Here is a 13,071-nt window from a genome sequence, read left to right as displayed (position 1 = left end):
GTACCCGTGGAGGCACCGCATGAAGAAGCTCATCAACGACCCGCAGGCCGTGGTCGAGGAGACCGTCCGGGGGTTCGCCCGGGCACACGCCGGACACGTCGTCCTGGTCGAGGACCCGATCCACCTGCACCGAGCCGACGCCCCCGTGGCCGGCAAGGTCGGGATCGTCAGCGGCGGCGGCAGCGGGCACGAGCCCCTGCACGCCGGGTTCGTCGGGTACGGGATGCTCGACGCCGCCGTGCCCGGTCCGGTGTTCACGAGCCCGACGCCCGACCCGATCGTCGCCGCGACCAAGGCCGTCGACGGCGGCGCGGGCGTGCTGCACATCGTGAAGAACTACACCGGGGACGTCCTGAACTTCGAGACCGCGGCCGAACTCGCCGCGATGGACGACGTCCGCGTCGAGTCCGTCGTGGTGGACGACGACGTCGCGGTGCAGGACTCCCTGTTCACCGCCGGCCGCCGCGGTGTCGCCGGGACCGTCGTCGTGGAGAAGTGCGCCGGCGCCGCCGCCGAGCGCGGTGACGACCTGGACGCGGTCGCCGCCGTTGCCCGCCACGTCAACGACGTCACGCGGTCGATGGGGCTCGCGCTGGCCTCGGGCACCGTGCCGCACGCGGGGGAGCCGTCGTTCGTGCTGGCCGACGACGAGGTCGAGCTCGGCATCGGCATCCACGGCGAGCCGGGCCGCGAGCGGATCGCGATGGCACCGGCGGACGAGCTCGTCGACCGCGTGCTCGAACCGATCCTGACCGACCTCGACGCCCCGGCCGGGTCGTCGCTGCTGCTCCTGGTGAACGGCATGGGCGGCACCCCGCTGTCCGAGCTCTACATCGCGTACCGACGCGCCGCCGAGGTCCTCTCCGACCGCGGCCACCAGGTCACGCGTAGCTTGGTCGGCGACTACGTCACGTCCCTCGAGATGCAGGGGTTCTCGCTCACCGTCACGGTGCTCGACGACGAACTCACGACCCTCTGGGACGCCCCGGTGGAGACCCCGGCCCTGCGCTGGGGACGCTGAGCGACCGCAACCGCGACTTCGACCGCAACCGCAACCGCAACCGCAACCGCGACTGCGACTACGACCGACCACGGCCGCTCGACCACCGGACCACGACACCGGGCCACCGGGCCCGACACACGAAGGGAACCGCATTGGCGCTCGACACCGCATGGGCCATCGACTGGGTCCGTCGCACCGCCGCGACGATCGACGAACACCGCGCCGAACTCGTCACGCTCGACCGTGAGATCGGGGACGGCGACCACGGCGAGAACCTCGACCGCGGGTTCCGGGCCGTGCTCGAGGCCGTCGGCTCCGGGTCCTTCGACACCCCGGGTGCCGTGCTCAAGACCGTCGCGACGAAGCTCATCTCGACCGTGGGCGGGGCGGCCGGCCCGCTCTTCGGCACCGCCTACCTGAAGGCGGCGCAGGCTGCCGGTGACGCGGCCGAACTCGACGCGGACACCCTCGTCGCCGTCCTCACCGCCGCCCGCGACGGGGTCGTCTCACGCGGCAAGGCCGCGGTCGGCGACAAGACGATGGTCGACGCGTGGAGCCCCGCGGTCGACGCCGCAGCAGCGGCTGCCGGTGCCGGCGACGACCCGGAGGCCGTGCTCGCCGCAGCAGCCGACGCCGCCGCGCAGGGTGCGGCGGACACCGAGCCGCTCGTCGCCCACAAGGGCCGCGCGAGCTACCTCGGCGACCGTGCGATCGGGTACCGCGACCCCGGTGCGCAGTCGACCGCGTACATCCTGCGCGCAGCGGTGGACGCAGCGTGACCGTCGGCATCCTGGTCGTCTCGCACAGCGCGGCGATCGCGACCGGCACCGTCGAGCTGGCCCGGCAGATGGCTGCGGACGTGCCGCTCGTCGCCGCGGGCGGCACGGACGACGGCGGCATCGGCACCTCGTTCGAGGCGATCACCGCCGGCATCGAGGAACTCGCCCAGGCGGACGCCGTCGTGGTCCTGTGCGACCTCGGCTCCGCCTACCTGACGACCGACACCGCGCTCGACTTCCTGGACGACGACGTCCGTGCCCGCGTCCTCGTGTCGCAGGCCCCACTGGTCGAGGGAACGGTGGCCGCTGCGGTCGCCGCCCAGACGGGTGGTGACGCCGACGCGGTCCTGGCCGCCGCGGCATCGGCCGCGGGTTCCGAGGCGGACGCGAGCAGCGCCTCCCATCCGTCCGGTGACCAGCCTGGAGGCACGGGGCCGGCCGACGGGGCTGCTCCCGTCGACGGCGCGGCCGGCTCCGACCGCGTCAGCGCGTCGGTCGAGCTGGTCAACGAGACCGGGCTGCACGCCCGGCCCGCCGCGGAGTTCGTGAAGACGGCGGCGAAGTACGACGCGAACGTGCACGTCAACGGCGTGGACGCGAAGAGCCTGCTGGCGATCATGGCCCTGGCGCTGCCGAAGGGTACGACGGTGTCGATCGTCGCGACCGGCCAGGACGCGCAGGCCGCGGTCGACGCCCTGGTGGAACTGGTCAGGTCCGGCTTCGGCGAGTGACACCGCCGCCGGGGCGACCCCGACGGCGGTGCCCGTTCCGGTCAACGGATCGAGATGGTCCCCGCCAGGTCGAGGTCCGAGGGGCCGCCGGTGACCCCGGCGTCCGCGAGCAGGGTGGCACCGAACACGGCGCTCCAGAACGTGCGGGCGTCCCGGGCGACGCCGCTCGGGCTCGTCCAGCCCTGGTCGGCGACGACACGCTCCAGGTAGCGCTCGGACTGCCGGAACAGCACGGCGAGCAGCAGCCGCACGCGCTCGCGCTGCGCCGGGTCGTCCCCGGCTGCCCCGAGCGCGCGGACCACGAGCGGGGTCGACGGCATCGCGAGGGCGGTGCGGGCGAGGACCTGTCGGAACGACTCCGGCGATCGGGCGCGCCGGCCGGCCGCCTGCAGTCGCGTGGTGTCGCGGAGGAACAGCGCGAACGCGGCGTCAAGCACCAGGCGGTCCTTCGAGCCGTAGTGGTGCGTGATCTGGTTCGGGTAGACGCCCGCGGCCCGGGCGACCTCGCTCACGGTGACGCTCCGAGCGCCCGCGCTGAGCAGTCCGGCCGTCGCGGCGAGGATCTTCGCCCGGGTCGCCGCGCCGCGTGCCGTGCCGGATCCGTCCGCCGTGGTTGCCATGTCGGAATTGTACGTGATACAACTCCACTTGTTCAACGTACAAGAGGAGTTCCCGTGGACATCGTCATCACCGGCTACGGCGCGGTCTCACCCTTCGGCCACGGCGTCGCGCCGCTCTGGGACGCCCTGGTGGCCGGTCGCTCCGGCGTCCGAGCCCTGCACCGCGACGGAGCGCTCTGGGAACAGGTGCCGATCCGGGTCGGTGCCGAAGCCGCACTCGACGCCGAGGGGTCGCTCGGGCGGGTCCGTGCGAACCGCCTCGACCGCAGTCAGCAGCTGGCGCTCGTCGCCGTGGACGAGGCCTGGGCCGACGCCGGTGCCCCCGCGGTGGAGGGCGACCGCCTCGCCGTGGTGATCGGCACCGGGATCGGGGGAGTGGAGACCCTGCTCGACGCCCACGACGTACTCGGTACCTCCGGCGCACGTCGGGTGTCGCCGCGGACGGTGCCGATGCTCATGGCCAACGGAGCCGCCGCCCAGATCAGCATCGCGTACGGGGCCCGCGCCGGGGCGTACACGACCGTGTCGGCCTGTGCCTCCGGTGCCGAGGCCATCGCCACCGCCGCGCGACTCATCGTCACCGGTGAGGCCGACGTCGTCATCACCGGCGGCACCGAGGCTGCGGTCACCCCGGTGACGATGGCGTCGTTCGCCCAGTCGCAGGCCCTCGCCAGGCCCGACGGCGACGACCCGACGACCCTGTCACGGCCGTTCGACGCCGACCGCCGCGGCTTCGTGCTCGGCGAGGGCGCCGGCATCGTCGTGCTCGAGCGTGCCGACCACGCCGCAGCCCGCGGGCAGCACTCGCACGGCACGCTCGCGGGGTGGGGGATCACCTCGGACGCGCACCACATCACCGCACCGCTGACGGACGGCAGCGAGCAGGAGCGGGCCATGCGCGCCGCGATCCGGATGGCGGGACTCACCGGCGGCGACGTCGACCACGTGAACGCCCACGCCACGGGCACCCCCGTCGGCGACGTCGGCGAGGCGGCCGCCGTCAGACGTGCGGTGGGAACCGGCGCGCTCGTCACCGCACCGAAGAGCGCGATCGGGCACATGTTCGGCGCCGCCGGCGCGGTCGAGGCGATCCTGACCCTGCGGGCGCTCGAGACCGGGACCGTGCCACCGACCCTGAACCTCGACCGGCTCGACCCCGCGGTGAACCTCGACGTCGTCTCCGGCACCGCCCGGACGGCGCCGCTCCGTGCGGCGTTGAACAACTCGTTCGGGTTCGGCGGTCAGAACGCGTCGCTGGTGTTCACCGCGGCGTGAGCTCCTGCAGGCCGGTGACCCGGAGCAGGTCGAGCTTCGCGGCGTCCTCGGAACCCGGCACCACCGTGTAGACGACGATCCGCAGGTCGCCGCCGGGGACGCTCAGCACGTCGCAGTCGATCTCCACCGGCCCGACCGGTGTGTGCACGACCTTGCGACTGGCCCGGTGCTCGGCGATCCGGCCGGTCTCCCACCGGCGGGCGAACTCGGGGGATCCCCGCAGCAGCCGTTCGACGAGGTCGGCCAGGTCACGGTCGGCCGGGTACCGCCCGTACGCCTGCCGCAGGTCGGCGGCGAGGTCGCTCGAGAACTCCTCCTGGTGGTCGTCGTCCCAGTCCACCCCGTCGTGGTCCTGCATGAAGTGACGCCAGACCAGGTTGCGTTCGAGCCCGACGTACCGTGAGGGGTCCCCGTTCACCGCCGCCCACAGCTCGTTCCAGAGCACGATGTCGTGCGTCGCCGTGAACACCGCGAGGGGGACGTCGCCGAGGCGGTCCACGAGTCGCTGCACGCCGGGCGTGATGTGCCGCGGCACCACCTGGCGCGACGGCGGGGCGACGCCGGCCACCCGGCACAGGTGGTCCCGTTCCTCGGACGACAGCCGGAGCGCCGTCGCGAGTGCGCCGAGGAGTTGCGGCGAGGGGTTCGTCGCCCGACCCTGCTCGAGGCGGACGATGTAGTCGACGCTCACGCCCGCGAGGGCGGCGAGCTCCTCGCGTCGGAGCCCCGGGGTCCGTCTGCCGGGGCCGGCCGGCAGGCCGACCGCCTCCGGACGCACCCGGTCACGCCAGGAACGCAACACGTTCGCGAACTCGCTCATGCCCACCATCATCGCCCCGCGCCTCCAGTCCGTCCTGGTACTGCCGGTCCCACCGTCGCACCGTGCCTGGGGGAGCCGCGTCGACGGGGGGAGGCTGGACGCATGACAACGACACTGATCACCGGGGCCAACCGCGGCCTCGGACTCGAGACCGCACGCCGACTCATCGAAGCCGGCCACACCGTGTACGCCGGCATGCGGGACCTGGCCAGCGGCGACGACGCCCGCGCACTCGGCGCCCACGTCGTGCAGCTGGACGTCACCGACCAGGCCAGCATCGACGCGGCGATCGCGACGATTCCTTCCCTGGACGTCCTCGTGAACAACGCCGGGATCCTCGGCACCTCGTTCGGGGTCGACGACCTCGACGCGAGCGCGATGGCGGCCGTCCTCGACACCAACGTCACCGGCATCGTCCGGGTGACCCAGGCCGCACTGCCCCTGCTGCGACGCTCGACGGCACCCGTCATCGTGAACGTCTCGTCGGGCGTGGGGTTCCCGCGCTGGCTGACGACGCCGGGGCACGACGAGTACGGGGTGCCGGCGGTGCCGTACGCGGCGTCGAAGGCGGCCGTGGTCGCGCTGACCGTGCAGTACGCGAAGAACCTGCCCGGGTTCCGGGTGAACGCGAGTGACCCCGGCTACACCGCGACGGAGTTCAACGGGTTCGGCGGGCACCAGACGATCACCGAGGGCACCGACGCCACGGTGATGCTCGCGACGATCGGCACCGACGGGCCCACGGGGGAGTTCCACAACCGAGAGGGGCGCATCGAGTACTGAGGGCCAGCGCTGGCGTCAGTCGTGCACGTCGGCGCCGAACCCCGGCCCGGGGCGCATCATCCAGCCGTCCGGGTCGGGCAGCGGGCGGAACCCGAACCGCTCGTACAGCCCGTGGGCATCCGCGGTGAACAGGGCGAAGCGCTTCAGGCCGAGCGGCTCGATCGCCTCGGTCACGCCGCGCACGAGTGCGACCCCGACGCCGCGGCCCCGGGCGTCGGGGTCCACGAACACGTCGGCGAGCCACCCGAACGTCACGCCGTCGGTGATCACCCGCGCGTAGCCGAGCTGCTCGCCGGTCGTCGCGTCGTACACGCCGAAGTTCCGGGAGCCGGCGATGATCGCCTCCTGCGTCGCCCGGTCTCGACTGCGGGCCCAGTAGGATTCCTCGCTGAGCCAGCGGTGCACGCGGTCGACGTCGAGGTCGGTGGGGTCGGCGGAGAAGCGCAGGTCGGTCACGTGGCGAGTCAACCGGCGGACGTGCCTGCGGCGCAACGGCCGATCGGGTCGCGGTGGACCGCTCGCGTGGTCGGGTGGGCGTCGGTCTGGAGGCCCGTGGGGACCCCGGCGCACGGGTCGCGTCGGACGGTTGGTCGCGCTGGTGCGCCGTCGGGTGTCTGTCGTCCGTCGTGCGGTTGGTCGCGCTGGTCCGGCGTCCGCCGTCTGTCAGGATGACCGCATGCGCGCCGTCCAGTACGCCCAGTTCGGTTCCGTCCCCTCGATCGTCGACCTGCCGGAACCGGTCGCACCCGAGCACGGCGTCGTCGTCCGGGTGGCTGCCACCGGTGTCTGTCGCAGTGACTGGCACGCGTGGAAGGGCCACGATGACTCGGTCCGGCTGCCGCACGTGCCCGGCCACGAGTTCGCCGGCGTCGTCGCGGCGATCGGTGCGGGCGTCCAGCGCTTCGCCGTGGGTGACCGGGTGACGGCACCGTTCGTGTTCGCCTGCGGAACCTGCGCCGAGTGCCGCGACGGCGCCACCCAGGTGTGCACCGCCCAGCAGCAGCCCGGGTTCGACCTGCAGGGCTCGTACGCGGACGCCCTGGTCGTCCCGCACGCCGACCTGAACCTCGTCGCGCTGCCCGACGCCGTGGACTTCGCGGTGGCAGCGGCACTGGGCTGCCGGTTCGGCACCGCGTTCCACGCCCTGCACGCCCGAGGGCGCGTGGCCGCAGGGGAGTGGGTCGTGGTCTACGGCTGCGGGGGAGTCGGGCTCTCCGCGGTCATGGTCGCCGTGGCCGCCGGCGCGCACGTGGTTGCCGTCGACGTCTCCACGGCCGCTCTCGAGCGCGCCGCCGCCCTGGGCGCCGACACCGTGCTGATGGACGCCGGTGCCGTCACGACGGTCCGATCCCGCACGGGCGGTGGAGCGCACGTCTCGCTCGACGCCTACGGCAGCCGCGCCACCTCCGTCGCCGCCGTGGCGTCCCTGCGTCCGCGCGGCCGGCACGTGCAGGTCGGGCTGCTCCTCGACGCCGAAGCCGCTCCGGCGATCCCGATGGGCCGGGTCATCGCGGACGAACTCGAACTGCTCGGCAGCCACGGCGCAGCGGTCGGGGAGTACGGCGCGATGCTCGACGCCGTCGTGGCCGGGCGGCTGCGTCCGGAGCAGACGATCGGCCGCACGATCGGCTTCGACGACCTGCCCGAGGCGCTCGTCGCGATGGACCGACCCGCGACGTCGTCGGGCATGACCGTCGCCGTGTTCTGAGGCTCGGGGCGTCCCCGTCAGCCCTCGGTCCGCGCGTCCGCGCCCCGGCGGATGCGCAGCACGACCGCGCCGATGACGACGGCGGCCAGGAGCCCGAGGACCCCGAACAGGAGCGCCTGGCCGCCGTGCCCGTGCCCGTGCGCGTGCGTGCCGGCGCCGGTGTTCGGTGCGGCTGCCGCTGCCGTCGGATCCGCGGACGGTGTGGGTGCGGCCGTCGGGTTCGTCGTCGTGGGTGGAACGGTCGGAGATGCGGCCGGTTCCACCGTGAACGCGAGCTGCCCCTCGATGGGGTGGCCGTCGGGGGAGACGGACCGCCAGACGACGGTGTGCGGGCCGGGGGAGAGCGACACCGCCTTCGACATCGAGGTGCCTTCGACGGCCACGGCCCCGGATGATTCGTCCACGCCGTCGTCGTCACGCACCTCGATGCGTAGTCCGGCTTCGAGCCCGGCAAGGGGCGCCTCACTGAAGGTGAGCGTCACTCGCTCAAGGTCGGCGGCCACCGTGGCGCCGTCCGCCGGATCACTCGAGGTCAGTGCTGCGTGCGCCGATGCGGGTGTCGTGCCGATCAGCACGAGGAACGCCGACAGCGCGACGGCGAACAGGACCCGGGGCGTCGCGGTTCGGGAGCGGCGTTGGTCATCTCGGTGATCGTGCACGGGTCCACGCTAGGGAAGCGATGTCGAGCGCCCCGTCAGCCGAGTTGACCCGGCGGGAACACCTGAGTTGACATAATATGCATTATCGGCGCTTCGGTAGACGCCCCGGATGACGCTCAGTGAGCAGAAAAGGTCGCGTCCGCTGTACGGACTCGACCTCTTCTGCTCCCTGGGAGACGACGGCGTCAGTCGACGGGCTTCGCGGGGACGTCGTCGGCGTCGATCTCGAGCGCTGCCGGCTCGCCGCCCTGTTCCTCCAGGGTGTCCTGGTCGGTGTCGGGCTGCTCCGGCGACTCGCTCTGGGTGGTCTCTTCGGCTGGGTCAGGCTGGCTGTAGCTCATGGGCCGCACGGTACGCCCGCGTTCCTGAACAGCTGCACGCTCGGCGCCGGAGACACCTGGTGAGCACCAATGGTCGAGTCCATCCACTGGACTCGACCACTGCTGCTCGCGAACTGAGGCAGACCGATCACATGTTCGAGAGAGCCACCGCGTTGATGATGAAACCGATCACGCCGATGACGATGGCGACGATCGACAGGATGATGCCCGCCATGATCATCCCGCGGCTGCCACCACGCTTGCGCGCCGAGATGCCGAGCACGAGACCGACGATTCCGCCGATGACTCCGACGATCGGCACGAACAGACCAACGACGGTCCCGATGATGCCGAGCACCAAGGAGACGATGGCGAAGGTGTTCGACTGCGCCGGTGCGTTGCCGGGGTTGGACATGGTGGAGCTCCTTCTGGTCAGGACGCCGATCCAGGCCGGGTAGCCGATCGTGAGCGTCGATCAGAACGCTAGTCCCCACACACGGCTGATGCCCAGATTCGCTGCTCGAGCCTGACCCCAGGCTCAGGCTCCGACGTACGCCGCCAGGTGCTGCCCGGTCAACGTCGACCGTTCCGCCACGAGCTCGGCGGGCGTCCCCTCGAAAACGATCCGTCCACCGTCGTGCCCGGCGCCCGGCCCGAGGTCGATGATCCAGTCGGCGTGCGCCATGACCGCCTGGTGGTGCTCGATCACGACGACCGTCCGGCCGGCGTCGACGAGCCGGTCGAGCAGACCGAGCAACTGTTCGACGTCGGCCAGGTGGAGGCCCGCGGTCGGCTCGTCGAGCACCACGACACCGCCGCGGTCACCGAGGTGCGTCGCGAGCTTGAGCCGCTGCCGCTCTCCCCCGGACAACGTGGTGAGCGGCTGTCCGATCGTCAGGTACCCGAGCCCCACGTCGGCGAGTCGGGCGAGGATCGTGTGGGCCGCCGGTAGTGCGGACTCCCCCGCCGCGAAGAACGCCAGCGCGTCGGTGACGGACATGCCGAGCACCTCGCTGATGTCCTTCCCGCCCAGGTGGTAGCCGAGCACGGACTGGCCGAACCGCTTGCCGTCGCACTCGACGCAGGGGCTCGCGACGCCCGCCATCATGCCGAGGTCGGTGTACACGACACCGGCACCGTTGCACGCCGGGCAAGCACCCTCCGAGTTGGCGCTGAACAGTGCGGGCTTGACGCCGTTGGCCTTCGCGAACGCCTTCCGGATCGGCTCGAGCAGGCCGGTGTACGTCGCCGGGTTGCTCCGCCGTGAGCCACGGATCCCGCTCTGGTCGATGGCGACCACGTCGTCGCGCCGGGCCAGCGACCCGTGGACGAGCGTGCTCTTGCCCGAGCCGGCGACCCCCGTGACGACGGTGAGCACCCCCGTGGGGACGTCCACGTCGACGTCGTGCAGGTTGTGGGCGGAGGCACCGCGGATCGCGATCACCCCGTCCGCACCACGGACCTCGGACTTCACCGAGACACGGTCGTCCAGGTGCCGACCGGTCACGGTCCCGCTCGTCCGGAGTCCGGCGACGGGCCCCTGGTAGCAGAGCATCCCACCACCGGAGCCGGCACCGGGACCGAGGTCGACGACGTGGTCGGCGATCGCGATGACCTCGGGCTTGTGCTCGACGACCAGGACGGTGTTGCCCTTGTCGCGCAGCCGGACGAGCAGCTCGTTCATCCGCTCGATGTCGTGCGGGTGCAGCCCCGTGCTCGGCTCGTCGAAGACGTAGGTGACGTCACTGAGCGAGGAGCCGAGGTGCTTCACCATCTTCACGCGCTGCCCCTCTCCCCCGGACAGCGTGCCGGTCGGGCGGTCGAGCGACAGGTAGCCGAGTCCGATCTCGACGAAGGACTCGAGCAGGTCGCGGAGCCCCTCGAGCAACGGCCCGGCTCCGGGGTCGTCGAGACCCCGCAGCCAGGTGACGGCATCGGTGATCTGCATCGCGCAGACGTCGGCGATGCTGCGGACCGCGATCTTCGACGAACGGGCGGTGTCGTTCAACCGGGTGCCGTCGCAGGCCGGACACGTTGTGAAGGTCACCGCACGGTCGACGAAGGCCCGGATGTGCGGCTGCATCGCCTCGCGGTCCTTCTGCAGGAACGACCGGCGGACGCGGTGCACGAGCCCCTCGTAGGTCATGTTGATGCCGGCGATCTTCTGCTTCGTCGGCTCGCGGTACAGGAAGTCCTGCCGCTCCTGCTCGGTGAAGTCGCGGATCGGGGTGTCCCGGTCGAAGTAGCCCGACTCGGCGTACAGCCGCACGTTCCACCCGTCGGTCCCGTACCCGGGGATCGTGAGCGCGCCGTCCCCGAGCGACTGCGTGTCGTCGAACAGCTGCGTCAGGTCGATGTCGTTCACCAGCCCCCGACCCTCGCAGTCGGCGCACATGCCGCCGAGCCGTGTGAACGAGACCTTCTGGGCCTTCGCGTCCGCACCCTTCTGCACCGTGATCGCTCCCCCGGCCGTCACGGTGGCGAGGTTGAACGAGAACGCGTTCGGCCCGCCGATGTGCGGCTGACCGAGTCGACTGAACAGCACGCGCAGCATCGCGTTCGCGTCCGTGGCGGTGCCGACGGTGGAGCGCGGGTCGGCGCCGATGCGCTCCTGGTCGACGACGATCGCGGTGGTCAGGCCGTCGAGCAGGTCGACGTCCGGGCGCGCGAGCGAGGGCATGAACCCCTGCACGAACGCGCTGTAGGTCTCGTTGATCATCCGCTGCGACTCGGCGGCGACGGTGCCGAACACGAGCGAGCTCTTGCCCGAGCCGGAGACCCCGGTGAACACCGTGAGCCGCCGCTTCGGCAGGTCCACGTCGACGTCGCGCAGGTTGTTCACGCGGGCACCGCGCACCCGGATCCGGTCGTGCCGGTCGGCAGGGTGCGCGTCGGCGCCGGTGGGGTCGTCGTCGACCGGATCGGTGTGCATGCGGGTCAGCGTACCGACGGGAGGCCCGTGGCGGGGCCGTCACGGGCCTCCCGTCCGGTCCGGGGCCGGCCGTCAGGCCGTGGTGCGGTGCTCAGGCGCCGTGACGGCGCACCAGCTCCGGCAGCTCGGCGGGTTCGAACTCCTCGTCGGTCGCCTCGAGTTCGTCGGCGGTCCACCACCGCGAGGCGAGGATGTCGACGCGCTCGTCGTCGGTCCACTCGGCGTCGGACAGCTCGAAACCGGGCGTGCGGACGACGTAGAACTCGGCGTGCCCGCGGTCGTGGTCGGCGAGGTCCCACTCGACCGTGAAGTCCCAGGACCACACCGGTTCGCCGGGTTCGTCGATGACGATCCCGGTCTCCTCGCGCAGCTCGCGGATCGCGGCGTCGCGGTGGGACTCCCCCGGGTCGACCCCACCACCCGGCGTGATCCAGCGGTGGGCTCCGTCGGACGACGGCGACTTCGTGTCCATCAGGAACACGCGGCCCTCTGGGTCGAGCAGCAGGATGCGGGAGGTGCGGCGCAGGCCGGGTTTGGCGGTCACCCGCCCGACGTTAGCCGACGAATCCGCTGACGTCGCCGACCAGCTTGGTGTGGTCGGCGGGGATCGGCTCGACGGCGGCCAGGGCGATCTCGGCCGCGAACTCGGACACGCTGTAGAGCTTGCCGACCTCCTGCCGACGACCCTCGATCGCGCCGGGGTTCAGGCGGTTCAGCAGCGTCGCGGTGATCGTGCCCTCGATCATGTCGCCGGAGACGACGACGAACTCGATGCCGGCAGCCTCGAGCTGCGGGATGAGTTCACGGAGGGCGAGTTCTCCGGCGCGCTTGCTCTTGGCGACCGGGACGTACTCGTCCATCGTCTCGGCGGTCTCGACGAAGTGGGCCTGGTGGCTCGTGACGAACACCACGCGGGAGCCGGCGGGCATGTGCGGCACGGCGGTCTGCAACATGTCGACCTGCGCGTCGCGGTTCAGGCGGAGCGCGTAGTCCTCGCCGACGCCGGACTCCATGCCGCCGGAGGCGTTGAGGACGAGCAGGTCGATGCCGCCCCACTCCTGGACGACGGTGTCGACGAGCGCCTGCACGGAGGCGTGATCGGTCAGGTCGGCGCCGACGGCCAGGGCGGAACCGCCCGCCTCGACGATCTTCTCGGCGATCTGCTCCGCGCGCTTGGCTTTGTTGCGGTAGTTCACGACGACCTTCGCACCGGCCTCGGCGAGGTACCCGACGGTGTCGGCGCCGATGCCACGGGACGAACCGGTGACGACGGCGCGCTTGTCGGTGAGGGATCCGGGGGCGAGGGGGTTGCTCACAGTCGTGTTCTCCAGGTCTGGTTCCGGCCGGTCGGGCGCACCGAGCCTACCAATCGCCTGCACGAGGGTCGGACGGCCCTGATATGTTGAACGGAGTTGTACCGGCTGTCGCGACGCAGCGAGCC

Annotated in this window: 15 protein-coding genes; 6 read left to right on the top strand and 9 right to left on the bottom strand. The window is 71.9% G+C overall.

Annotated features, from left to right (window positions below):
• The first annotated feature begins 19 nt into the window (after positions 1–19).
• The 3 genes from dhaK (at position 20) to dhaM (ending at position 2,513) form a co-directional block, all read left to right on the top strand.
• Positions 20–1,021: a dihydroxyacetone kinase subunit DhaK gene (gene dhaK, locus DEJ17_RS00995; RefSeq protein ID WP_110891649.1), complete on the top strand. Its 1,002-nt coding sequence runs from the start codon at positions 20–22 to the stop codon at positions 1,019–1,021.
• A gap of 134 nt (positions 1,022–1,155) precedes the next feature.
• Complete coding sequence (gene dhaL / locus DEJ17_RS00990; RefSeq protein WP_110891648.1) at positions 1,156–1,782, top strand: dihydroxyacetone kinase subunit DhaL; 627 nt, start codon at positions 1,156–1,158, stop codon at positions 1,780–1,782.
• The gene (dhaM, locus tag DEJ17_RS00985) at positions 1,779–2,513 is read left to right on the top strand and encodes a dihydroxyacetone kinase phosphoryl donor subunit DhaM (RefSeq protein ID WP_110891647.1); all 735 of its coding nucleotides are present in this window, start codon (positions 1,779–1,781) and stop codon (positions 2,511–2,513) included. The genes dhaL and dhaM overlap by 4 nt, the downstream gene beginning before the upstream one ends.
• A 41-nt stretch (positions 2,514–2,554) precedes the next feature.
• Here dhaM and DEJ17_RS00980 read toward each other — a convergent pair whose 3' ends face one another.
• Positions 2,555–3,133 carry a TetR/AcrR family transcriptional regulator C-terminal domain-containing protein gene (locus DEJ17_RS00980; RefSeq protein ID WP_110891646.1) on the bottom strand — a complete coding sequence of 193 codons (579 nt, stop codon included), beginning with the start codon at positions 3,131–3,133 and terminating at the stop codon, positions 2,555–2,557.
• A gap of 54 nt (positions 3,134–3,187) precedes the next feature.
• On the opposite strand from DEJ17_RS00980, the gene DEJ17_RS00975 reads away from it, so the two are divergent.
• Positions 3,188–4,408, top strand: coding sequence for a beta-ketoacyl synthase (locus tag DEJ17_RS00975; RefSeq protein ID WP_110891645.1), 1,221 nt, complete (start codon positions 3,188–3,190; stop codon positions 4,406–4,408).
• Here DEJ17_RS00975 and DEJ17_RS00970 read toward each other — a convergent pair.
• Positions 4,395–5,228 carry a helix-turn-helix domain-containing protein gene (locus tag DEJ17_RS00970; RefSeq protein ID WP_181420971.1) on the bottom strand — a complete coding sequence of 278 codons (834 nt, stop codon included), beginning with the start codon at positions 5,226–5,228 and terminating at the stop codon, positions 4,395–4,397. The two genes, DEJ17_RS00975 and DEJ17_RS00970, sit on opposite strands and share 14 nt — an antisense overlap.
• Before the next feature lie 102 nt (positions 5,229–5,330).
• Between DEJ17_RS00970 and DEJ17_RS00965 the strand changes: the two genes are divergently transcribed.
• Positions 5,331–6,011, top strand: a complete 681-nt coding sequence (locus DEJ17_RS00965; RefSeq protein WP_110891643.1) for an SDR family NAD(P)-dependent oxidoreductase — start codon at positions 5,331–5,333, stop codon at positions 6,009–6,011.
• Between the two features lie 15 nt (positions 6,012–6,026).
• On the opposite strand, the gene DEJ17_RS00960 is transcribed toward DEJ17_RS00965, so the two are convergent.
• On the bottom strand, positions 6,027–6,467 hold the full coding sequence (locus tag DEJ17_RS00960; RefSeq protein WP_110891642.1) for a GNAT family N-acetyltransferase: 441 nt from the start codon (positions 6,465–6,467) through the stop codon (positions 6,027–6,029).
• A 220-nt stretch (positions 6,468–6,687) separates the two neighbouring features.
• On the opposite strand from DEJ17_RS00960, the gene DEJ17_RS00955 reads away from it, so the two are divergent.
• Positions 6,688–7,719, top strand: coding sequence for an alcohol dehydrogenase catalytic domain-containing protein (locus DEJ17_RS00955; RefSeq protein ID WP_110891641.1), 1,032 nt, complete (start codon positions 6,688–6,690; stop codon positions 7,717–7,719).
• A 17-nt stretch (positions 7,720–7,736) separates the two neighbouring features.
• Here DEJ17_RS00955 and DEJ17_RS00950 read toward each other — a convergent pair whose 3' ends face one another.
• From DEJ17_RS00950 to DEJ17_RS00930, 6 genes are all read right to left on the bottom strand, one after another.
• The gene (locus tag DEJ17_RS00950) at positions 7,737–8,378 is read right to left on the bottom strand and encodes a copper resistance CopC family protein (RefSeq protein WP_110891640.1); all 642 of its coding nucleotides are present in this window, start codon (positions 8,376–8,378) and stop codon (positions 7,737–7,739) included.
• A 185-nt stretch (positions 8,379–8,563) separates the two neighbouring features.
• Positions 8,564–8,719, bottom strand: a complete 156-nt coding sequence (locus tag DEJ17_RS17620; RefSeq protein ID WP_181420970.1) for a hypothetical protein — start codon at positions 8,717–8,719, stop codon at positions 8,564–8,566.
• A 127-nt stretch (positions 8,720–8,846) separates the two neighbouring features.
• Positions 8,847–9,113 carry a DUF4190 domain-containing protein gene (locus DEJ17_RS00945; protein WP_146239573.1) on the bottom strand — a complete coding sequence of 89 codons (267 nt, stop codon included), beginning with the start codon at positions 9,111–9,113 and terminating at the stop codon, positions 8,847–8,849.
• A 123-nt stretch (positions 9,114–9,236) separates the two neighbouring features.
• Positions 9,237–11,630: an excinuclease ABC subunit UvrA gene (locus tag DEJ17_RS00940; RefSeq protein ID WP_110891638.1), complete on the bottom strand. Its 2,394-nt coding sequence runs from the start codon at positions 11,628–11,630 to the stop codon at positions 9,237–9,239.
• A gap of 91 nt (positions 11,631–11,721) precedes the next feature.
• On the bottom strand, positions 11,722–12,174 hold the full coding sequence (locus tag DEJ17_RS00935; RefSeq protein WP_110891637.1) for an NUDIX hydrolase: 453 nt from the start codon (positions 12,172–12,174) through the stop codon (positions 11,722–11,724).
• Positions 12,175–12,184: 10 nt separating this feature from the next.
• Positions 12,185–12,946 (bottom strand): SDR family oxidoreductase, encoded by a 762-nt coding sequence (locus tag DEJ17_RS00930; RefSeq protein ID WP_110860066.1) that lies wholly within the window; start codon positions 12,944–12,946, stop codon positions 12,185–12,187.
• Positions 12,947–13,071: the final 125 nt, after the last annotated feature.

The organism is Curtobacterium sp. MCSS17_011 (assembly GCF_003224275.1).
In the GTDB taxonomy this organism is placed as follows: Bacteria; Actinomycetota; Actinomycetes; order Actinomycetales; family Microbacteriaceae; genus Curtobacterium.
Note: the sequence above shows the minus strand (reverse complement) of the source record. Positions and strands in the feature narration are given on the sequence as shown.

Bases quoted from the DNA above. Each gene is read 5' to 3' on its own strand.
- DEJ17_RS00980 (WP_110891646.1), bottom strand. From the start codon at position 3,133: ATGGCAACCACGGCGGACGGATCCGGCACGGCACGCGGCGCGGCGACC.
- DEJ17_RS00955 (WP_110891641.1), top strand. From the start codon at position 6,688: ATGCGCGCCGTCCAGTACGCCCAGTTCGGTTCCGTCCCCTCGATCGTC.
- DEJ17_RS17620 (WP_181420970.1), bottom strand. From the start codon at position 8,719: ATGAGCTACAGCCAGCCTGACCCAGCCGAAGAGACCACCCAGAGCGAG.
- DEJ17_RS00940 (WP_110891638.1), bottom strand. From the start codon at position 11,630: ATGCACACCGATCCGGTCGACGACGACCCCACCGGCGCCGACGCGCAC.
- DEJ17_RS00970 (WP_181420971.1), bottom strand. From the start codon at position 5,228: ATGAGCGAGTTCGCGAACGTGTTGCGTTCCTGGCGTGACCGGGTGCGT.
- DEJ17_RS00965 (WP_110891643.1), top strand. From the start codon at position 5,331: ATGACAACGACACTGATCACCGGGGCCAACCGCGGCCTCGGACTCGAG.
- dhaK (WP_110891649.1), top strand. From the start codon at position 20: ATGAAGAAGCTCATCAACGACCCGCAGGCCGTGGTCGAGGAGACCGTC.
- DEJ17_RS00945 (WP_146239573.1), bottom strand. From the start codon at position 9,113: ATGTCCAACCCCGGCAACGCACCGGCGCAGTCGAACACCTTCGCCATC.